The organism is Citrobacter sp. Colony219 (assembly GCF_019382635.1).
In the GTDB taxonomy this organism is placed as follows: Bacteria; Pseudomonadota; Gammaproteobacteria; order Enterobacterales; family Enterobacteriaceae; genus Citrobacter; species Citrobacter youngae.
This window is the reverse complement of record NZ_CP080033.1, coordinates 1,309,018-1,331,319: the sequence shown is the minus strand read 5'-3', so window position 1 is coordinate 1,331,319 and position 22,302 is coordinate 1,309,018. Positions and strand designations below refer to the sequence as shown.

The 22,302-nt window shown below is 48.2% G+C and carries 20 protein-coding genes and 1 tRNA gene; 2 read left to right on the top strand and 19 right to left on the bottom strand.

Annotated features, from left to right (window positions below; genetic code table 11):
- Positions 1-2 precede the first annotated feature (2 nt).
- The 13 genes from JTI85_RS05665 to proB form a co-directional block, all read right to left on the bottom strand.
- Positions 3-78, bottom strand: a tRNA-Thr gene (locus JTI85_RS05665).
- 165 nt (positions 79-243) lie between these two features.
- On the bottom strand, positions 244-708 hold the full coding sequence (locus tag JTI85_RS05660; protein ID WP_061067350.1) for an isoprenylcysteine carboxylmethyltransferase family protein: 465 nt from the start codon (positions 706-708) through the stop codon (positions 244-246).
- A 192-nt stretch (positions 709-900) separates the two neighbouring features.
- Positions 901-2,349: an EAL domain-containing protein gene (locus tag JTI85_RS05655; RefSeq protein ID WP_219352241.1), complete on the bottom strand. Its 1,449-nt coding sequence runs from the start codon at positions 2,347-2,349 to the stop codon at positions 901-903.
- Positions 2,350-2,690: 341 nt separating this feature from the next.
- Positions 2,691-3,164, bottom strand: a complete 474-nt coding sequence (locus tag JTI85_RS05650; protein WP_219352239.1) for a hypothetical protein — start codon at positions 3,162-3,164, stop codon at positions 2,691-2,693.
- Positions 3,139-3,870, bottom strand: a complete 732-nt coding sequence (locus JTI85_RS05645) for a winged helix-turn-helix domain-containing protein (RefSeq protein ID WP_061067348.1) — start codon at positions 3,868-3,870, stop codon at positions 3,139-3,141. The genes JTI85_RS05650 and JTI85_RS05645 overlap by 26 nt, the downstream gene beginning before the upstream one ends.
- A gap of 144 nt (positions 3,871-4,014) precedes the next feature.
- The gene (locus JTI85_RS05640) at positions 4,015-4,710 is read right to left on the bottom strand and encodes a fimbria/pilus periplasmic chaperone (protein WP_043015294.1); all 696 of its coding nucleotides are present in this window, start codon (positions 4,708-4,710) and stop codon (positions 4,015-4,017) included.
- A complete protein-coding gene (locus tag JTI85_RS05635; RefSeq protein ID WP_061067347.1) occupies positions 4,707-6,323 on the bottom strand; it encodes a hypothetical protein in 1,617 nt (538 codons plus the stop codon). The genes JTI85_RS05640 and JTI85_RS05635 overlap by 4 nt, the downstream gene beginning before the upstream one ends.
- Before the next feature lie 4 nt (positions 6,324-6,327).
- The gene (locus JTI85_RS05630; protein ID WP_219352238.1) at positions 6,328-8,820 is read right to left on the bottom strand and encodes a CS1-pili formation C-terminal domain-containing protein; all 2,493 of its coding nucleotides are present in this window, start codon (positions 8,818-8,820) and stop codon (positions 6,328-6,330) included.
- 58 nt (positions 8,821-8,878) lie between these two features.
- Complete coding sequence (locus JTI85_RS05625) at positions 8,879-9,556, bottom strand: hypothetical protein (RefSeq protein ID WP_061067346.1); 678 nt, start codon at positions 9,554-9,556, stop codon at positions 8,879-8,881.
- A 52-nt stretch (positions 9,557-9,608) separates the two neighbouring features.
- Positions 9,609-10,196, bottom strand: coding sequence for a common pilus major fimbrillin subunit EcpA (locus JTI85_RS05620; RefSeq protein ID WP_061067345.1), 588 nt, complete (start codon positions 10,194-10,196; stop codon positions 9,609-9,611).
- Between the two features lie 596 nt (positions 10,197-10,792).
- A complete protein-coding gene (locus JTI85_RS05615) occupies positions 10,793-11,512 on the bottom strand; it encodes a Crp/Fnr family transcriptional regulator (RefSeq protein ID WP_061067344.1) in 720 nt (239 codons plus the stop codon).
- Between the two features lie 271 nt (positions 11,513-11,783).
- Complete coding sequence (proA, locus tag JTI85_RS05610) at positions 11,784-13,037, bottom strand: glutamate-5-semialdehyde dehydrogenase (RefSeq protein WP_219352237.1); 1,254 nt, start codon at positions 13,035-13,037, stop codon at positions 11,784-11,786.
- Between the two features lie 11 nt (positions 13,038-13,048).
- The gene (gene proB / locus JTI85_RS05605; RefSeq protein WP_003031373.1) at positions 13,049-14,152 is read right to left on the bottom strand and encodes a glutamate 5-kinase; all 1,104 of its coding nucleotides are present in this window, start codon (positions 14,150-14,152) and stop codon (positions 13,049-13,051) included.
- Positions 14,153-14,441: 289 nt separating this feature from the next.
- On the opposite strand from proB, the gene phoE reads away from it, so the two are divergent.
- Positions 14,442-15,497, top strand: coding sequence for a phosphoporin PhoE (phoE, locus tag JTI85_RS05600; RefSeq protein ID WP_048212528.1), 1,056 nt, complete (start codon positions 14,442-14,444; stop codon positions 15,495-15,497).
- 56 nt (positions 15,498-15,553) lie between these two features.
- Here phoE and crl read toward each other — a convergent pair whose 3' ends face one another.
- The 3 genes from crl to gpt form a co-directional block, all read right to left on the bottom strand.
- The gene (gene crl / locus JTI85_RS05595; protein ID WP_005133595.1) at positions 15,554-15,955 is read right to left on the bottom strand and encodes a sigma factor-binding protein Crl; all 402 of its coding nucleotides are present in this window, start codon (positions 15,953-15,955) and stop codon (positions 15,554-15,556) included.
- A 57-nt stretch (positions 15,956-16,012) separates the two neighbouring features.
- Positions 16,013-17,257 carry an esterase FrsA gene (frsA, locus tag JTI85_RS05590; protein WP_061067342.1) on the bottom strand — a complete coding sequence of 415 codons (1,245 nt, stop codon included), beginning with the start codon at positions 17,255-17,257 and terminating at the stop codon, positions 16,013-16,015.
- Positions 17,258-17,355: 98 nt separating this feature from the next.
- Entirely contained in the window at positions 17,356-17,814 is a 459-nt protein-coding gene (gene gpt / locus JTI85_RS05585; RefSeq protein ID WP_048212530.1) for a xanthine phosphoribosyltransferase, read from the bottom strand.
- A gap of 261 nt (positions 17,815-18,075) precedes the next feature.
- Here gpt and pepD point away from each other — a divergent pair, with 261 nt between their 5' ends.
- Positions 18,076-19,533, top strand: coding sequence for a cytosol nonspecific dipeptidase (gene pepD / locus JTI85_RS05580; RefSeq protein WP_048212531.1), 1,458 nt, complete (start codon positions 18,076-18,078; stop codon positions 19,531-19,533).
- A gap of 101 nt (positions 19,534-19,634) precedes the next feature.
- Here pepD and dinB read toward each other — a convergent pair whose 3' ends face one another.
- The 3 genes from dinB to lafU all read right to left on the bottom strand — a co-directional run.
- On the bottom strand, positions 19,635-20,690 hold the full coding sequence (gene dinB, locus JTI85_RS05575) for a DNA polymerase IV (RefSeq protein ID WP_048212532.1): 1,056 nt from the start codon (positions 20,688-20,690) through the stop codon (positions 19,635-19,637).
- 66 nt (positions 20,691-20,756) lie between these two features.
- On the bottom strand, positions 20,757-21,404 hold the full coding sequence (locus JTI85_RS05570; RefSeq protein WP_115600910.1) for a DNA primase: 648 nt from the start codon (positions 21,402-21,404) through the stop codon (positions 20,757-20,759).
- A gap of 55 nt (positions 21,405-21,459) precedes the next feature.
- Positions 21,460-22,302: putative lateral flagellar export/assembly protein LafU (gene lafU / locus JTI85_RS05565; RefSeq protein ID WP_219352236.1), on the bottom strand; the 843-nt coding region annotated here is incomplete at its 5' end.

Genomic DNA, 22,302 nt, shown 5'->3' with positions numbered 1-22,302 from the left:
GATGGTGCCGATAATAGGAGTCGAACCTACGACCTTCGCATTACGAATGCGCTGCTCTACCAACTGAGCTATATCGGCCCTGATAAGGACATGCCCACGAATGCGAACACGGGGTAGAAGGTTAAAACTAACCGGGCGATGCGTCAATGGCCTTGTGAATCAAACGCCTAATTTTGCATCATCCGGTTTCAATTACGCACGAATCGTGTCGTGACAGGAATGCTTGTACCCGGTCGGGTATGACTATAGCCAGCGGCGAACCTGTCGCTCAAAGCGATCCCATTCCAGCCCGAAATGTTTTCGCAATTGTTCCTCTTCAAAATCAATATGCAATCTGGCAACCGCCAGCATAAACAGCGGTACAGCCACTACGCCAGCCGGACTGCCGATGAACAGAGCAAAGGCTAGCTGGAGTCCGCTCATACCAAGGTAGATCGGGTTGCGACTCCAGGCGTAACATCCGCCGGTAACAAGCGTGGTCGATTTATTTGCATGAAGCGGGTTCAGGGTCGTACGTTTCATCCGCATTTGCCATGCGGTATGCAGTATCATCCACAGACTGACACTGGCCAGTAATGCGCTTATCACGATATTTACCGCGCCAAATGTGAAACGTGAGCTCGCCGTCAACGCATCGGCAACGAGGAAAAGTACTAAGATGAGTGGCGGCGGAAACCAGGCTCTTAATTTTTGCAGGAAATGACGCATGGCTATGGACTAACCTCGGAAGCGGTTTGATTAACGCTGATACCGTTATAAATACCCTGTAAAAGACACATAAACAAACGATGCTTCATTCACTACAGGCTTTCGCCTTCACCAGACAGGCAGGATCTGTAGCACTAACCTCTGCAAAAATACCGGCATCAGAGGCATCCGCCCCTGATGTTCCCGACAGGTTTACGCTGAAAAAGTTGAATCCGACGCTGATTCAAACAACCCTACAGACTGCTTGTAAAAACGCATAAAATCATCAAACATCACTGGCGGTAAAAATTGATAGCCCTGCAGGTAATCCACATTATTTTTCCCCAACCATTGCTGCTGATAGCCATATTCAACGCCTTCCGCCACCATGCGTAATCCCAGGAGCCCGGAAAGATGAATGATTGACTCGAGCATAGGGATATGTTGCTCAGCTTCTTTAATAGCCTTGATGAAAGTTTTATCAATTTTGATAACATCCAGGTCTAACTCATTGAGATAGCAGAGGTTAGCGTATCCCGTCCCAAAATCATCTAAAGCAAACAGAACTCCTCTGTTTCGCAACGATCGTATCAGCTCTTTGATGGCTGGAGTGATAGTGAGAGTCTGATTTTCGGTTATTTCAATCATTAATTTTATCGGTAGTCTTTGCGTTATCTCCATAAAATTAAGGCATTCCCAATAAAAAACGGGATTACTTAAACCTGATGGACTGACATTAAAGGAGACGAATAGTGTTTTATTTATCCCTTCGCTTCCGTCGACCAGATTACGCGCAACGGTGGTCATTAAATAGCTCGTTAACTCATTCATTAAGCCACTTTTTTCAGCCAGAGGTATAAACTCACGCTGAGAAATCGCATAATTATGGCCCTGTGGCCATCGAGCCAAAACCTCAACGCCACAGACGTCCCCATTGATATTTACGATGGGCTGAAAATAAGGAATGATTTCTTCATTCCTTATTGCCATACTCAGTCGACCAGAATCTGAGACATCATATGCTTCGCCGTAAATTGCATTCTCACCAGAATAATTGTTTGCCGGGTAACCTTCATGCAATAAATTATTCCTGGTTAAAAAAATGATGGTTTCATTAAAATGAGAAAATCCCAGGCGAGCGGTTATCCGTTCCCGATATCGATACACTGACTTAGTTGTTAGTGAGTTAGCAATACAAAAATCGTGCAACTTTTCTTTTGTGAATGATGCATACAACATTTCCTCTTCAAATTCAGTCAAATGAAAAGTAAACATCGTCGAACCTTTAGTGACCTCCACAACCTCATTGGGTGCCATTAAATTGGCTCTTAGCTGAGAAATCAATTGATCAGATAATTCTCGTCCATTAATGAAAGCATACTCCTCGTATCCTCGATTAACAGAACGAGTTTCATTCATCCGAAGAACAATACAGTTTATGTTGATAAACTGCGTGCTATTTCTCTGAAACCATTTCCTGACCAGGAGCAATGGTAACCGGTTATCGATCACCAGCAAACAGGACGGGTGTCGTGGAATAACTGACTGCGTACCAGAAATAAATGTTCGCGCATCAACCAGTACCAGATTTGGCAGCCATGCTTTTATCCCTGAGAAAAGAAAAATATCATAACTGAGCAGAAAAACCTTTTTCATATTCATAGTTACCACCAACTTAAATTTATGGCATAGCAGGTCCCTCGTTATATACACGAGAGAATATACAACACCTTCAGCCTCCAGCAATTATAAGGCGGTTCGTGAACTAACTTTATCCATAAGTCATATCACGTAGTTTCAGATTTTATAATCACAATTATCCATATGCGTATTCCCATTAAATGGTAAATCCATTTTAAATATCGAAAAAGGAAAATTCCTAATTTTCACCAGTACAAATCCTTTTACTCATTTTCACCACAAGGCAAAATAAAAGACTACAAAAATAAGAAACAACAAAATATACAACCACAAAAATCAAAATACTAACATATTACCTCGATTCATGCTGCCCGACAAACCATGAGCGTACGTCGCAGATCTCTTATCGCATAGACATTTCCGGCGATACGGATGACCTTATAATAGAAAATATCCTGTTGAGACATAAGCAGTTCGGTAATTTCATCGGGAACATTATCATTTTTGTTTTTGACGATAGTCTGGCGACGAGTTTGCAAATATCCGTCGCGGTCTTTGCCAATAAAATTCAGAACAACATTACGATCTACAGCATAGTGCTTACCTTGAATATTAAGGCTCCCTACCTGGGATACCCGCCCTTCGGTAGTGGAAGAAATACGAAAAACCAACAGAACTTCACCTTCAATTTTTACCCCCTGAGTTTGCGCCTGCAAATGAAGGTAATTCTTGGCAGAGCAGGTCAACGTCTCAGGTTCTTGATGGCGATAAAAAAAGTATGCTGTTATCACAGCAAGAAAGATCACCCCGCTAATAAAGATAATTTTCGCATTCACGGGCAACCCCTCCTTTATCCAGCGTACAGATCCCCAAAAAATTCTCTTTAAGATTATTACCTGCCGATAAATTATTATCATCATAAAAAACAATTGTTTTCTTGCCATTATGACAAATTGTATTTACTTTTCGCCACATATCAGAAGATAAAAATGCCTTCGTTTTATCAGCATTATTGTCATCGGCAGTATAAAGTTCACAATCACCTATTGCCCTGATATAGATAAAATTCGTGGTACCTGAGTTAAGAGCTGGCAATATCAAAACCGCGCTCCCAAGAAAAGCGAACAACAAAATGAACAGAAGAATATTTTTGCGTTTCGGTGTTGCGGGTGAATTCACCGTTTCTGTTACCGAACGAACAGGTACATCCCTACTGAAAGATGACTGTTCATCATTGACCGAAGCATGGAACAAAAATCCCTGCCGGGGCAACGTTTCAATGGGGTTTTCGGCCCCCAACTCACTAAATGCTTTTCGCAATATACTGATACTTTTATTAAGGCTATGACCCGATGGGGCCATGCCATGCTTCTTCCATACTTCTTCTATGATAAACTCACGGTGGAGTTGTTGATTTTTATAGGCAATGAATAGCTCAAGTAGTCTCGCTGTAGATGCCGAAAGGATTATTGTAGTATCGCGATGTTTCAGGCTTTTTCTGGTGGAATCGTACTCAACCTGATCATTAATTATACTTTTCATACTACCTGACTCTTAAATACCGTGACATGGAGTACAAATGACCAAAGTTTCATCTGTGCCAAGCTGATTACTGCATTGTATAAAGATAGTTACAGTATAGGTTCGATATCTAACCATGACATATCGGATCAGACTCAATACTTACTATTGATTGAGTTTGAAGCACCCCTGACCCACTGGAATGTATTTCTGCAACGCTACGATAAACTTTCGGTTTTTAGTTTTCAGCTCGCTGCTACGCCAGGTTTCACCCGGCAACACATAACGCATGGTGGCTTCATCATCGGTTGAGTTACACCCCTGGTGTACGATGATTTTAAAAAAAGTATTCCCGGTGTTTTTCAGTGTTCCGTTAGCCTCATCAATGGTGTAGGCCAGATTTATGTTTCTCGGGCGAACAACCAATATGGTGTCCATAGCGATCACCGGGAGAGCCTGCCCGCCTTTCCCTTGATTACGTTCAGTAAACAGCGTGATCGGCATTTCACGAAACAGAATTCGGTAATAGCGTTCTTTATCATCCTGCGGCCCACGGTAGAAAATCTTAAAAAACTCACTCGCCTGCGGAGCCAGTGAAAAATTCAGCGGAGTAAACAGAAGTTCGCCTTCAGCAATAGCACTTCTGTTTTCTCCTCCCGGTCCCGGCTTATCAATTTTTACTGCGCCGATACTGTATAAATTCTGTTTCTGGCTATCGTTATAGATTCGTTTACTGATAAATGATTTATCCGACGGCATCTCATAAATGGTCGACTCCAGGTAGACTGCCTGTGTAGAGAATGCTGTCAGACCGGAAAGTAGAATAAATACCCATCTAAGCGCCAGACGACGGCGGTTCATGGCGTCACTCCCACCCAATTCGCCGTGACTTTTATCTCTCCACTAGCGCTGACGACACCTTCCCAGTCAGCGCCGGAAACGGTTAACATCGAACGCGAATCATTCATTGGGAAAAGCAACTTTAAATCAGTAGCATAATAGCTTCCATCGTCATTGTTATTTGCGTCCCAGGGCGTCTGTTGCCACTGCGCATCTCTCATACTGACTGCCGCTTCACTGCAGCTATTTCGTTTTTGCACCACGCCCCCCGACTGACTGTTGTACTGCAGAAAAGCGGGAATGGGGACGGACAGCCCGCCTTGCGCAGACGTAAACAGACAGTAGGGCACACTGTTTATCGTCGTACTTTCCCCAATAACTTGCGCGGTGATACTGTCGGCCTGACGGGGGCCAGAGACGGTTACGGTGTAATCCATTTCTATAGGAGCGGCATCACCAATCGTGCCACTACCGCTCGCAGAAGCTGTGTTGTCCGAAGAGACGATACTGATCCCATACTCCTTCGGCACAATATTGAGCTGTAGCGAAGGGGTAAACTGGTAGTGTCCTGACTCTGGTGTTAAGCCATTATAAAAGCCGAAGGTAAAGGGCTGACTGTTAGTAATGCTGATCCCTGAATCGACAAGATTCTTCAAAAATGCTTTTGACAGAAAAATATAAATGTATTCTCCAGAGGTCGTAAAAACGTTGTAATAAGCAGTTGAAGTACCATAGTTATACCAGTTTGAACCATTCCCGGAGTATCTCACGGTGGCCGCTCCGGGCGTAAAACCTAGCATCGCCGTGTCGACAAAAGCGCGAAACGTCAAGGAGGCGGTCAGATTGGCCGTTTGTTGCAAGTTATAACTCACCATTTTGCAAATCACACCGTCAGTACCGCCCACCACGCCAAGTTCGCAATAACCAGAGTCTTTGGTGATGCTCGGCGTACCGTCGCTGGCAACCCAAAGCTCCTGAAATGCGTTAGTCGAGACAAGTGACAGATGACCGCGTTTAGTTAACGTGTAATTGACGTAATTCCATGATCCTGTCGATTGGTCTTTGCACCGTTGCCCGGAAGAATAATCATAATTCACAGAAGTATAACAGCGGTTGAACACATAGGTTTCGCTGCTACCGGTAGGCACATTGCGAAAGTACTCATAAGCAGTATCGGTCAGGGAAGCGAATCCGTAGGCGCCACCAATAACGCCTGCGACAGAGCCGACCTGCGCATGATAAAAACCGTTTTTGTCTGTGCCCAATCCGGCAATAAACCCGGTTGATGGACATTGAGTGCCACTATAACAACGGATTCCCCGGAAAGGCCCGTTAATCGGGGAGTTATCAATCCACATGTCCTGATAATAATTTCCAGGCGCAGTCCAGCCGACAAAACCTAAATACCCGAGACTGACCTGAGAGGTACCGTATTTTATCCACGTGTTTGATCCGCTGAAACGTGGATCAAGTGCCGATGGGGTAATAAAGTATTCACTATCAATGGCATTTTCGATAAACAAATAGTTATTACTGACTGATCCCGAAGAGATTGCATTCAACGCCAAAGCAGGCACAGGTGAAAAACTCCCTACGGTACAGATTACAGTAGCTAATTTAATCAATACTTTCATTTTATTACCTCTGCGCCATCGTGGTTTGCGTTGCACATTTCACATCACCAATCCACGCTGCGCCCCGTGCTTTTTCCAAATCAAGATCGGCTTCGCATATGCTGCCATTGGCTGAAATTAACGTGATGACCGGATACTTTTTATCGATATCAATAGCAAACTCACCCTTTTCATCCGTACGCGTTTTACCGATGTGGTTATGGATATCGGTATTTGCAGCCAACTGCCCATCGGGATAACGAATGCGCCCGAATACGGTGACCATGCTTTTCACTTCAGGGTTGATAACACCCACATTACCCGGATATAGCGTCAGCTCCTGTTTGCGTCCTGAAACAATATCGAAGCTGTCCTCAGAGTTTTTATCATTGAGGATTTCCAGCTTGTACTGAGCATAGGGCGGCAGTGCAATGAAATTTGATTTACCGCTGAGAAGATAGTTGCGGTTATTAATCTTCGCAGCCAGTTTCCCTTCGCCGGTCAAATCTGTTTTCACAATGATGCCAGACCGCTGCCGCTCTTTACTCAGGCCGAAATCTTTACCTGCCCACGCCAGAGAACCCTGGGAAGAGAAGTTCATATTGGTGGAGTTGTCAGCAGAACGCGTTACCGATACGGTGCCGGCGTTATATTTCGTGTCATAACTCAAATTGCCGTTTACCGAATAATTATTGTCGTAATACTGTTCACCACTCAGACGCGTTGATGCCGACAATCCGACCGATTTAATCGGGCCCTCAGCATACTGCTTGCGCGCGCTAAGATTACCCTGAGTACTGCCATAGCGATCCCGGGAGACGCCCATGCTCAACCAGGATGCCAACGGCAACGATAAATCCAGACTGACATAACGTTCCTGTCGCCCATCGTCATTCCGGTTGTTGTAGTAATAACGCTGAATACCTGCACGCAACCCAACCGTGGCATACCTGCCTGAATAAAGGGTCGTGCTGTAGTCCAGATTACGATATTTATTTCCCGAGTAGCGATTCTCCGTCTGACTCACGGTGAGCGAGCCGCCATGAGGAATAAACTTTCCGAGGTTAAGAGTCCCGCCAATGGAATAATTATCACGCTCCTGCATGGGCAGACGATCGCCAATTTTACTGTCTTCACGAGATGCCCAAAGGGAACCGTATCCCTCAGGTACATTAAGGTTGATGTTACTGATATTTCGCCATGACGAATCGTTCGCCACCAGCGTCTGATTGCCAATGCTTACGTATTCATTCACATTGAGCGTGACATCCGTTTCATTAACCGCATTGTTGTCAAAACCGTAGAGCGTGGACTTCAGGCCCAGCCCCGACAATATCGCCAGCGTCACCGATGCGGCCCCCCCGGCAATCCAGGTCTGCTCGCTGCCCAAATCCTGATAATGATTTCGCTTATAACTCACACGGTCATAATCCAGTGGACCACCAAACAGCTGCCACGAGAGCTGATCAATCCCGGCAGCTTGCTGGCGGGCAAAGATTTTATTAACCCTGCTGATACGACTATTAATTGTCCGGCCATTGACCACGATATCTACCGTGACGTCATAAACACCATACGGAAAACGACTGGTATCAATTTCATAACTGCCCATATTAAAGTTCTGCACGCTGAGCAAACGCCCATCACGGAAGACATGAACCTCGCCAGCGGCTGGCAAAAATACGGTAATCGGCGTAAGTGAAAGCGCGGTATTCTCAACAACCGTACTTCCTTTGTTTCCGTAGCTCACACCGTAAATTTTCCCGCCATTCAGTGCATTCAGGCTGGCAATAGACTGGACATTCCAGGTGTCGAGCATCCCGAGCGCCAGTCGATAACCGTCATAATCACGCTCATACATCGCACGATAAAGTTTGCTGGTGCCGTTGCTGTCGCCGATGCCGTAAAACGAACCGTTAATGTTGATATGGTGCTCACGCAGCGATGTTGTGTTGTCAACCGTCAGATAGCTGCGGGTACTGCTGCCATTATGATAATCGTTGTAGTAGGTACCAAAGTTATAGTTCAGGACGTTAGAGAGAGACTCCACGCTGGAAGGTCCAAGCAGGCTACTGCGTGCGACAATCGCTTCAGTTAACGCATCTTTGCTGACAATCATCTCCAGGTGAAATGAAGAGACGTTGAGCTGCAGGCGTGCATTGTCCGATAGCTCGATATTGGTGTTATCGTGAAATTTCACATCACGAATTTTTTCTACCAACGCACGAGTTTTTCCAGATAACACGGCATTATTAGGCAATTCAGCAAGAGTCAGGGCTTTAACTGTAATATTGCCATCAACAAGCGAAATCACCGCATCGGCAATTTTTTGCTGACTTTTCTCGTCAGTCTCGTTGTAACGAATATATACCGGCACCGTCATTCCCTGCTCCAGTGAACGGGCGAAAGCACTGGGAATAACGTAATTACCCACTTTTACTGGGGCTGCATGTGAAGTTCCTGGTGTCAGCGCAAGAAAAAGACAAATGCTACCGCCGACAATATTTATTGTTGTCATATGCATCCTTACATTCCGGTATTTTTATTTATCCCGTACAGATGGCTGCAATCGACCATCACTTCACTGTAATAAACTGCTTACCGTGCCAGATACCGATGCGTGAACGGCTATTGCTGATGTCGGTAAACTGTAATTTTATTTTCGTACCCGGCATAATGTAATAACGTTCGCGACAACCTCGTCCCTGATCGCGAGCCTTATCCTTACAGGCGCCATAGGCGATCACACGAAACGAAACATTGCCAGTATTGGTAATAACATCGCCATTGCGGCTATATTCAAAACGCTCTTTTCGCGGAGCGACCACCAGAATAGTGCCAATTTCTGCCGACGCTGTTGCAACCGCCATTTTATTCGCCCGGGTTTCCGCGCTCTCGGTGACCGGCTCATCTATCCATTGCAGACGATAATAACGTTCGAGATCATCTGCTGGTCCTTTATAAAAGAAGCGAAAAACATCCTTTGCCTGACCAGGAAGAATAAGATTGGCAGGTGTAGAAAGTAACTCTCCGGAATTAACAGGCTTTATTTCGACTCCCCCCGCCAAAGGTGATGACAATTGTTTTACCGAAACACTGACATAACGCGCCGCATCAGTTGTATTAGTAATTTCTTTCGATAATGAACTCTCAGCAGAAGTCATTATCGATGTGATTTCACCCACATTAATTGCCCATCCGGGAAAAGATGCTACTAACCCTACCAACATCGCTGTCGGTAAATATTTTTTCATGACGCCATTCCTGATAAATTCGGGAGAAAAAATTCTCCCGAATTTTTATTACTTAGGCAGACGGAGTCGTCCAGGTTGCATTAAACTGTACTTTTACATCGCCGGTCCAATAGCCGTCTGGCAGAGCAGAGTAATCCGTTACTGCCTGGCTACCATCAGAAGTCGCTGACGCGATGGTGAATTTGAAGTTGGATTGATCGCTGACACGAGCAGCACCGTTATAAGCGCCATCAGCCATCAGGCTTTCAAGACCAGAAGTCGAACTGGAGTTAACCAGGACAGTATCTGATGAATTAGTCAGCGCGGTGCCATTCCATGCCACCCCTACGTTCAGGGTAGATGCATCGCCACTGGCGTTGGTCAGCGTGTTACTAATGATCTGAGCAGTCAGCTCAAAATCAGTTGCCGTTTCCTGACCCTGAATAGTCACATCAAAAGCACCGTCCTGAGAGTTGAAGGCGTTCAGTCCTTCAGCATACTGGAAAGTCAAAGAGTTCAGCGGAGTGACAACCAACATGCTGGTGGTATCTTTTGTTGCCGTCGCGTCCCACGAGGCAGTTGCAGAAGCAGTAACGTCTGCCATTGCATTTGCTGCAACAAATACAGAAGCCAGAGAGGTTACTAATAATAATTTTTTCATTTTTATCTTCTCCTAAGAACAAACTCACCACCGAGTCTTATTTTTAAATCACTCCAGCGGTTCCATTAATTGCGAGCCAGAATTGCCGCGCCAAAAAATTATCATTTGAATTAAGTAACATCTCAACAAACCCCGAAACGCAAAAATTACAAAAAACTAAGAATTTTCCCACCAAAAAATCTATCTAAGAAGTTTCCTAAGACGCAATTACTTAAAATATGCCATGTTTCAGAATTATCACCCACACAAATAAGTAATACCAAACAATTCATCTTTTTTATGTTTTTGATAAATATCAAAAAGATCATACAAATAGCACCTAAGCAAAACCCTTACAAAACATAAAGATAATTAACACCTCCATATTTTCTCTATAATGCTTATTATTTGTTGCAATTATGCTAAATTTTTAACTTCACAAGAAAATTCTCATAAAATATTCATATATGAGGGAATATTCTTATAAAATAAGCACTAATCTGGAGGATTAGTATTCGAATTGATAATTATTTCACAAAAATAAAACCAGGAATTTTCCATATAAAAAGAATATTCCTGGAATATCAAGATTTATATAACGTTCAACCATGAGAGATTTAGCTGAAACCTTTTAATCCCAAATAACTATTAAGTGTTACCGTACGCACTCGATGTAGGGTAATCAAATTTTGTTGTTCGAGGGATTTTAATGAGCGGCTAACGGTTTCAATTTTAAGGTCAAGATAACTGGCAATTTCCTCCCGGGAGAATGGCAAGTGCAGCGTCGTTTCTGGCCTGCCAATACGTAAATGCATCTCGTAAAATTCCACCAGAAAAGCAGCGATCCTGGCCTCAGCATGTTTATTCGCATAGCGCCGCAGTTTTTCAACAATGAATCCATTGTCCCTGCAGAGAAACTTGATGACTGCGGCAGCAACCGACGGATCCTTTTCTGCTACTTTGAACAACCGCGCAATATCGATATGACATACCTCCGCAGCCGTTGCCGCCTTAATCGTTGTCAGGTACTTCCCCCCTTCGACAGCATCCAGCGCCATGATATCTCCCGGAACATAAAAGCGACTGATAAAATCGTTATCACCGCATTCCACGCTGGACTTGCAGTATCCCTCGTGAATAACAAAAAGCATGTTTGCGGCTTCATCCTGCCTGGCGAGTATCTCCCCTGCTTTAAACCTTCTTCTTTTGTCTATTAATCGGTGTTGATTATCACGATCAATTGCCGCTCCCTTTGGACACAGCGAACAATGGCGGGGGGGAAACGGGTTGCCGAGCGGCACAACAGGAATGCGATGTTTGTGAATATCCGATTTCACGCAACAACTCCTCATAAAAATGAGACTGATTCTAATAGATCGGGCCATGGGAACAATACGTGAACTGAAGACCAGGAAAATTCATGCTGGCAGGGAAAATTCTGTGATACATCGCCTTTATGGCGCAGGGACGCATGAGTCAAAACCAGACTGATGATGTTAAAACGCAGGATAGAAAAAATGTGGCAGTGGAGTGAAGGTTAGAATTAACGGGGCGATGCCTTAATAGCCTTGAAAATCAGAGTGCTATTATGGCATCGCCCGTTTTCAATTACGCACGTATCGTGTCGTCGCCGAAGCCAACCCATTTGTATGTAGTCAGTGCTTCCAGCCCCATTGGGCCACGCGCGTGTAATTTTTGCGTGCTAACTGCCACTTCCGCCCCGAGCCCAAACTGACCGCCATCGGTAAAACGGGTGGAGGCGTTCACATACACAGCGGAAGAATCGACTTCATTCACAAAACGATCGGCGTTGCGCAGCGTACGCGTCAGAATCGCATCGGAATGCTGAGTACCATGCTCACGAATATGGGCAATGGCATCATCCAGACTGGTGACGATTTTTACGTTCAGATCCAGCGATAAAAACTCATCGTCATACTGTTCCTCTTTTACCGCTACGACGTTTGCCGGTCCGGCCTGCAACGCGGCAAGCGCAGCATCATCTGCATGAAGCGTCACGCCGCTTTCTGCCATTTGCTGGCTTAGAGCAGGCAGGAAGCGCTCAGCGATACTCTGATTCACCAACAGTGTTTCGACAGTATTACACGTGCTCGGACGCTGGGTTTTGGCGTTAACGATAATCTTCAGTGCCGGGGCGATCTCCGCCGTGTCATCTACATAGATATGACATACACCAATACCACCGGTGATAACCGGGATAGTCGACTGTTCACGACACAGCTTGTGCAGCCCTGCGCCACCGCGAGGGATCAGCATATCGATGTACTTATCCATCCGCAGCATTTCAGTGACCAGCGCACGATCCGGGTTATCAATCGACTGCACCGCGGCAGCCGGTAAACCGCAGGCTTGCAGCGCATGCTGGATCACCGCAACAGTGGCGGCGTTCGTCCGGTACGTCTCTTTTCCACCGCGCAGAATCGCTGCATTGCCCGTTTTCAGGCACAGCGAAGCCACATCAACGGTGACATTAGGACGCGCTTCATAAATCACGCCAATCACGCCCAGCGGCACGCGACGACGCTCCAGACGCAGACCGCTATCCAGCAGACCACCGTCAATCACCTGCCCGACCGGGTCAGCGAGATTACACACCTGGCGTACATCGTCAGCAATCGCTTTCAGACGCGCTGGCGTCAGTTCGAGGCGATCAAGCATCGCTTCGCTCAGGCCATTTTCACGCGCCTGTTCAACATCCTGTGCGTTCGCGCTGAGGATGCTTTCCGTTTGCGCTTCCAGTTCATCAGCAATGGTTTCCAGCACGCGGTTTTTTTCGCGACTGGAGAGTAGCGCCAGCTTATATGACGCAGCTTTGGCAGCAATGCCCATTTGTTCCAGCATATGCCTGTTCCTTAACGGGTAATCATATCGTCACGATGGACAGCAACCGGACCGTATTCGTAGCCCAGGATGGTGTCGATCTGTTGTGAGTGATGTCCGGCAATACGGCGCAGCGCATCGCTGTTATAGCGGGTGACGCCGTGGGCAATATCGCGCCCTTCCAGATTGCAGATGCGGATCACTTCACCACGAGAGAAGTTGCCTGTCACGCTTTTAATCCCTTTTGGCAGTAATGAGCTGCCGCGCTCCAGAATCGCTGCGGTAGCACCCTCATCAACGGTAATTTCCCCGGCAGGCGGCGCGCCGAAGATCCAGCGTTTACGGTTCTCCAGTGGAGAAGCCTGAGCATGAAAACGCGTCCCAACGGAAACGCCTTCCATCACGTCGCCAATCACGCCCGGTTTGCTACCTGCGGCAATTATGGTGTCGATGCCGGCGCGGCAGGCCACGTCGGCGGCTTGTAATTTTGTTCCCATCCCGCCGGTTCCCAGACCAGAGACGCTGTCTCCGGCAATGGCGCGCAGCGCATCATCAATACCGTGCACGTCTTTGATAAGCTCCGCCTGCGGATTGGTGCGCGGATCGGCGGTAAACAGCCCCTGCTGATCGGTCAGCAGCAGCAGCTTATCGGCTCCGGCAAGGATCGCCGCCAGCGCCGAAAGATTGTCGTTGTCACCGACTTTAATTTCAGCGGTCGCCACCGCATCGTTCTCATTGATGACCGGAACAATGTTGTTATCCAGCAGCGCGCGCAGCGTATCGCGGGCGTTGAGGAAGCGCTCTCTGTCTTCCATATCCGCACGCGTTAGCAGCATCTGCCCGATATGAATACCGTATATCGAGAACAGCTGTTCCCACAGTTGAATCAATCGGCTCTGCCCTACCGCCGCCAACAGCTGTTTCGAAGCTATCGTTGCCGGGAGCTCAGGGTAACCAAGATGCTCACGTCCGGCGGCAATCGCGCCCGAAGTAACGATAACAATACGATGTCCTGCAGCGTGGAGCTGTGCGCACTGGCGAACCAGTTCTACGATATGGGCGCGGTTCAGGCGGCGCGATCCGCCCGTTAACACACTGGTGCCAAGTTTTACCACCAGCGTCTGGCTGTCACTCATGATTCTCTGCCATTCAAAATTGGGGAAAATGATATCAAACGAACGTTTTAGCAGGACTGGCCCCGGTTGCCAACAGCCAGCGCACAAAGCATGAAATTTTATTGCGCAGGATCAGCAAGCGTAGCGGCAGACTTTGACGCATTTATTACAGACACAAAAAAACATTCTTTTTTAAAAATATTCTTACTTTGTCATAAAACGTTCATTGCCAGACGTTAAAAACCCTCCTGTCTTTTAACGGGGATCACACCCAGTAAATATTAGCGCGTACTTTAAATCAGGAATGAAAATGAAAAAGAGCACTCTGGCATTAGTGGTGATGGGAATTGTTGCATCGGCGTCCGTACAGGCGGCAGAAGTCTATAACAAGAACAGTAATAAACTGGACTTGTATGGCAAAGTCAAAGCGATGCACTACATGACTGATTATGACAGCAAAGACGGCGACCAGAGCTATATCCGCTTAGGTTTTAAGGGCGAAACACAAATTAACGATCAACTGACCGGTTATGGTCGTTGGGAAGCTGAGTTCGCAGGGAATAAAGCGGAAAACGAAACCAATCAGCAAAAAACACGTCTGGCTTTCGCCGGTGTGAAATTAAAAGATTTTGGCTCGTTTGATTATGGTCGTAACCTGGGTGCGCTGTATGACGTGGAAGCCTGGACGGATATGTTCCCGGAATTCGGCGGTGACTCTTCCGCGCAGACCGATAACTTTATGACCAAACGTGCTAGCGGCCTGGCGACCTACCGTAATACCGACTTCTTCGGCGTCGTCGATGGTCTGGACCTTACCCTGCAATATCAGGGCAAAAACCAGGACCGCGATGTGAAGAAACAGAACGGCGACGGCTTTGGTACCTCCGTGACGTATGACTTTGGCGGCAGCGATTTCGCCATCAGTGGTGCGTATACCAACTCCGACCGTACCAATCAGCAGAACCTGCAAAACCGGGGTACTGGCGATAAAGCAGAATCCTGGGCGACAGGTTTAAAATATGATGCCAACGACATTTATCTGGCAACGTTCTATTCTGAAACGCGCAATATGACACCTATTTCCGGTGGCTTTGCTAACAAAACTCAGAACTTCGAAGTGGTTGCTCAGTACCAGTTTGACTTTGGTCTGCGTCCATCCCTGGGTTATGTGCTGTCGAAAGGTAAAGATATTGAAGGCGTAGGTAATGAGGATCTGGTGAATTATATCGACGTGGGCGCAACATACTACTTCAACAAAAATATGTCAGCGTTTGTTGATTATAAAATCAACCAGCTCGATAGCGATAATAAACTGGGCATCAACGATGATGATATCGTGGCCGTCGGTATGGTTTATCAGTTCTGATGTAACATAAAAAATGCCGGATGGGGTTGCGCCGCCATCCGGCATTTTGCTGTTCATTATGCCGTTAATTTAACCGGCTCATCCTTAAAGTCGTCAGCAGGCTCCAGCGCCAGATTCAGCGTCGTTAACAACCCACGCAACTTTTCATGAAACTCGCGTAAGGTGTATTCCAGTCGCTCTACCACTTCAGTCTCTTTAATCGGCACGGCGGTCCAGTTGCCATCTTTATCGAACAAACCAAACTGGTAGCTGTACGTAAAGCGTTTCTCCTGCGCTTCCAGCTCCATCCACCAGCCCCAAAATTCACGTTTCTCTGGTGCCGGTTTCACGTTGACGCAAACAGCCAGACAATCGAAAAAGAATCGATTATCTTCGCACTGCCCTTCGCGGATGTACGGGCCAAGCGCGGTGAATTTTTTGATCAATCTACTTTTCGGGTGCCCACTCGGTAACGTCATTGCGATCTCCTTAGGTGAAGCAACTGTTTTACCAAACCAATAAAATTTAGCAATCTATTAACACAATCTATGATTGATCCACCCGGTAATTTCTTGCAGCGCTTTGTCAAAATTGCGATACACCGGGTTGAACGGAACCTCCAGCAGCTTACCGTCAGAAGATGACGACGTAATTAAGCGAGATTCCTCTTCCGGGCTAAACGGATCGTTCTTCCAGAACCCCGAAAGCATTGGCGTCGGGCAGCGTCGCCCCAGCAGCCCTTGTACCTTTAATGAATAACGGTTTAGCTCGACGCGTAGCGCTTCATCGGACGCATCGTGCATCCCCAGACGGCTGGCCAGAACGTCAAGATACATTTCCGGTACTGAAGCCTGACGCTGTGGGTCGCTAAGCAGCGCATGAACCACCGGTCCCAGACAGGCCACAGCCTTCAGGCGCGATGATTCAAGATAGGCCAGGCGTACTGCGACGTTAGCGCCAAAGCGAAAACCGAATGCCGCCACACGGGTGTGATCCACCCAGGGAATATTCGGCAGCGCTTTTAATACGTGCTGGTGCAGCAGGCTGGAATCCTGGGTCAGTTTCCATTTTGACGAGAACCCAACCGACGGCATATCCAGCGTCAGCATGGCGATACCACGCGGAGCGAAATAGCGCTCATACAGGGTGTAGTAGTCGGTTTGCATAGAATCCAGACCACCGCACATCAGCACCGTCGGGAACGGGCCGTCGCCTTTTGGCATGTGCAGGAAGCCGGTTATCGGCGCACCGCCGGCAACGGCAAATTCCATCTCGCGCAATGTACCTGGCAGTCGTTGGGCCGCCTCTTCGTAAGCGCGGTTGGCCAGGGCCTGCGCCTGCTCTGCCAGCTCATCACCTTTTAAATGCGGGTATGCTGCAATGTTGTACAACGTGGAAGCATGCAGCCAGTGGCGTCCGCTCACCTGCGGATCCTCTTCCATAGACGCTTTCTGTTGCCAGTCCATCGCCTGCTTCGCCCACTCGTAGATCCAGTTTCCACCACGATAGCCAATGACCGTATCGTAGAGATCTTTATCCGTGCGTTCGGCTTCGCTCATGACGATACGCGCCTGCACCTCAAGGATTTCACGCGGATCGACCCCACGCCAGATCCACATCAGGCGATTCACCATGCGATACCAGTGCGGGATTGTTTTACCATCCAGAGCGGACTGCACAGATGGCTGCGCGCCGTGGTTAAAACGACGAACTAACGTTGACGTTTCAGGATGTTTGAAGCGGGGTTTAAACAGAACTTCGCTGAGGTTAGCCTGCGACATGATTACGGCCTCCATGAGTACTCACTAAGGCATAGTGTAACCTGACACCGCACAAAAAGAACAACGCCCGACAGTGCGGGCGTTGAAAACTTTTTAGATTAGCGACCAGAGATCGGCGGAACAAATACCACGCCCATATCCCACGGCTGCTCAATCCAGGTATCCTGCGGAATATCAACCACATAGTCATTCACCAGCGGGCGACCAGCCGGCTTAGCGAAGATCGTGACGAAATGCGCTTTAGGATACATTTCGCGGATAGCAACGGCGGTACCACCGGTGTCTACCAGGTCATCGATCACGATGAAACCTTCACCGTCACCTTCCGCACGCTTCAGCACTTTCAGTTCGCGCTGGTTGTCGTGATCGTAGCTGGAGATGCATACGGTATCGACATGGCGAATACCCAATTCACGCGCCAGCAATGCGCCCGGCACCAGACCACCACGGCTAACGGCAATAATGCCTTTCCATTGTTCAGAAGGCATCAGGCGGCTTGCCAGTTTACGTGCATGGACTTGCAACATGTCCCAGGTGACGACGTATTTTTCGCTCATGTGAAGTGTCCCAGCCTGTTTATCTACGGCTAATTAATAAATTGAGGGTGAACTAGGTTGCGCGAGATTATAGAGATCTGACGCACTAAAAACCAGTGTTTCGCGGAATCCGCGCCTCTTTTTGCATGCTTTATACTAGCCGTCAGCGAAGAAAGTGGTATTCTCAATCGCATCGCGCAAGCCTGACTTGTGGTGTTTTTAATTCCGCTAACCCCGTGGCCTGCAAGTCAATTTTGCAGGACATCGCCAAGGAGACTCAACGTGTCTGAACTGTCTCAGTTATCCCCGCAACCGCTGTGGGATATTTTTGCCAAAATCTGTTCTATTCCTCATCCGTCCTACCATGAAGAGCAACTCGCTGAACACATTCTGAGCTGGGCCCAGGAGAAAGGTTTCCACGTCGAGCGCGATCAGGTTGGTAATATCCTGATTCGTAAACCCGCTACCGCTGGCATGGAAAATCGCAAGCCGGTCGTTTTGCAGGCGCACCTGGATATGGTCCCGCAAAAAAATAACGACACCGTGCACGACTTCACCAAAGATCCGATCCAGCCTTATATTGATGGCGAGTGGGTAAAAGCCCGTGGTACCACGCTGGGTGCAGATAACGGTATCGGTATGGCGTCCGCACTGGCGGTACTGGCTGATGACAATGTGGCACACGGTCCGCTGGAAGTGCTGCTGACCATGACCGAAGAAGCGGGCATGGACGGCGCATTTGGTCTGCAGGCGAACTGGCTGCAAGCGGATATCCTGATCAACACCGACTCAGAAGAAGAAGGTGAGATCTATATGGGTTGCGCGGGCGGGATCGACTTTACCTCTAACCTGCCGCTGTCCCGTGAAGCAATCCCGGCTGGCTTCCAGAGCTTTAAGCTGACGTTAAAAGGCCTGAAAGGCGGCCACTCCGGCGGCGAAATCCATGTGGGTCTCGGTAACGCGAACAAGCTACTGGTACGTTTCCTGGCAGGCCACGCTGAAGAGTTAGATCTGCGTCTGGTTGATTTCAACGGCGGTACGCTGCGCAATGCGATTCCGCGTGAAGCCTTCGCTACCCTCGCCGTGGCTGCCGATAAAGTTGATGCGTTAAAAGCGCTGGTCAGCACCTACCAGGAAATCCTGAAAAACGAACTGGAAGCCAAAGAGAAAAACCTGGCGCTGCTGCTGGATGCCGTGACTAACGACAAAGCCGCGCTGACTACCTCGTCTCGCGATAGCTTCATTCGTCTGCTGAATGCCACCCCGAACGGTGTGATCCGCAATTCTGACGTCGCCAAAGGCGTGGTAGAAACCTCGCTGAACGTCGGTGTGGTAACCATGACTGACGATAATGTTCAGATCCACTGTCTGGTTCGCTCGCTGATCGACAGCGGTAAAGACTACGTGGTGAGCATGCTGGATTCACTGGGTAAACTGGCTGGCGCCAAAACCGAAGCCAAAGGCGCGTATCCAGGCTGGCAGCCGGATGCGAACTCTCCGGTTATGCACCTGGTTCGTGAAACCTATCAGCGTCTGTTCAATAAAACACCAAACATTCAGATCATTCACGCTGGTCTGGAATGTGGCCTGTTCAAAAAACCGTATCCGGAAATGGACATGGTTTCCATCGGTCCAACCATCACCGGTCCACACTCCCCGGATGAGCAGGTTCATATCGAAAGCGTCGGCCACTACTGGCGGCTTCTGACTGAACTGCTGAAGTCTATTCCGGCGAAGTAAGTCTGCGCTAAATGCCGGATGGCGCTGTGCTTATCCAGCCTACAAGCAGATTTGTAGGCCGGATAAAGCGTTTAACGCCACCATCCGGCAATACATCAACGTCAAAGCCCCAACAATAACTGCCTTTCTATTTGTGGATCGAGCAGCGTGACATGTAATCCCACCAGCCTCACGCCTCGCCCTCCCCGACGCGCTTCCCAGGTTTTGTGTGCCGTCGCAATTAAGTCGTCTTTATTTAAGCGCGGCCAGACGTGCTCCTGCGTGGTCTGCTGAAAATCATTAAACTTGAGTTTTATCCCCTGGCGGGCGATCAGCAGATCCGGCTTGACCTTTGCCAGACGCCGTTCCAGTTCAGGATAGAGCCGCTCAATAATCGCTTCGCACTCTGACCACTGATGAATATCTTCCGCCAGCGTCCGCTCGACGCCGACGGATTTACGCAGCCGCTCGTTGTTGACGTCCCGCTCGTCAATCCCCTGGCTGCGCTCCCACAACACGCGGCCAAACTTACCAAAACGTTTGAGCAGCGTAGCCAGGTCGTATTTTTGAACATCTTCGCAGGTACGCAATCCCATTGATTCCAGCTTAGCGGCGGAGACTTTGCCGACGCCGGGAATTTTCCCCAACGGCAACGTTTTGAGAAATTCAGGGACATCAGCAGGGGTTATCACATATTGCCCGTTGGGTTTATTGAGATCGGAGGCGATTTTTGCCAGGAATTTAACCGGCGCAATCCCGGCAGAGGCGGTGAGCTGTAGTTCGTTGAAGATCGTCTGGCGGATCTCCTGGGCGATCAGCGTCGCGGAGCCGTGGCAATGAATGCTGTCGGTGACATCCAGGTAGGCTTCATCCAGCGAAAGCGGTTCGATGAGTGAGGTGTAGCGGGAGAAGATCGCCTGAATCTGGCGAGAGGCCTCTTTGTAAGCCTCGTAACGACCGGGTAACAGGGTAAGATGCGGGCACAGCTTTAACGCCATTCCGGTTGGCATCGCGCTGCGCACGCCAAATTTACGCGCCGGATAATTGGCCGTGCTGATAACTCCCCGGCGTTCACGACTACCGCCAATGGCAATGGGAATGTCACGCAGGGCGGGATTATCACGCATCTCCACCGCCGCGAAAAAGCAGTCCATATCGACATGTATGATTTTGCGCATGACTCACCTCTCACAACACTGTTTAAGTATACAGTATTTTTACGATATGAGAAGTCTGTACCTCTGCTACGTCAGTGCGGGTCCATTCATCACAAAGCGCGCATCACACAGATAACGCACAATGTCTTTTGGCGCATGGTCGGCGGGATTTCCTGCCGTACTGACAAACAACTTATTCACTTTGCGCACATTTGCCCGCAAAAGTTTTTCAATCGTCATCAGACGAAATGCATCATCCTCGACGCAGAACAGCTCGTAGTCACCCAGGCGTTCTCCACAGATTTCACAATGGTTCATCCAGTAACGTAGCCCGGTCGTTTTACTTTTATCCAGATAGTAATTGCTGGCTTTGATGTTCTTTTTTATCTCTTCCGGCAGCGTGTTGATATGGAACAAAAATGTATTGCGCCGCACGGACATCCATCTTTTATCATCCTGATTTTGTTTGATAAACCGGGTAAGCATCACACCATGAATATACGTGGGCTGATGGCAATTCCAGCATTGCATTTTCGACGTAATAACCAGGTAATAAGGAGCCACAATATTAAAATTGTCCGTCGCGTAAACATGCTCGCGCAGCGTCTCATTTAACTCATGAGGTTCGGCGTACCAGATACCTGAAACCGGGTCGAAATGCGCCCCCTGACAAGCCACATCGGTGACGTTATCAGTATGAATATCCAATGGGATAATATGGGCTATATCTATCATATTGCCTTCCTGCGGGATAATTTGCCCCCACATTGCGTGGGGGCGGAGAACAGAATTAATGCGTGGCGGGAGCAGAGGGTTGACGTAAAGAAGTCACCTGCTTTTGCTTGTCCAGCTTATCAACCAGCGGCTGAACCACTTTCTCGCCGTGCTGACCAAAATATTGATACAGCGTATCGGAAGCACTTTGCGTTAACACCATGATCTCAATACGACGGTTGCCTGCGCTTTCCGGGTTTTTCGCATCCAGCAGCATTTGGTCCGCCATGGCGCTAACCTGCATGACTTTATCCTGCGGCATGCCGGCGTCTTCCAGCACGCGTCGTGCTGACAAAGCACGGTCGCCAGAGAGGTTCCAGTTGTTGTAAATGTTGCTCTTATAGCTCATCGCATCCGTATGGCCGGTGATGATTATCTTGTTGTCCAGCGAGTCAAACACGGGGGCCAGCGCAACCAGCAGCGATTTAAAGAACGGCATAATTTTGGCGCTACCGCGTTCAAACATATTCCGGTTCTGGTCATCTTTAATCAGCACGCGCAGCCCCTGAGGAACAATCTCCATCTCAAGGTTGGTTTCCATATGCGCATTGCGGGCGATGACGTTAATGTCGGTCGCCAGCTCACCCAATTCACGGGCTGATTTTTGCTTCAGCAGCACCGCTTTTTCATTCACATCCAGCGCTTTTTTGGCGTTATCTTCGGTGATTTTCGCCGTCTCTTGCGGGTTAACCGTTTTATCCAGCTTGTTGCGCGTGACGTTTTTCTTCTGCGCGCCTGGCGCTATCGGCTGTTTGCCGAGCTTGTTTAACGGTGCCATGCCGCCACCGTTAAAAATAGACTGTCCATGCAGCGCCGCGACGATGTTTTCACGATCGGCCTTACTGACGCTGTTCACAAT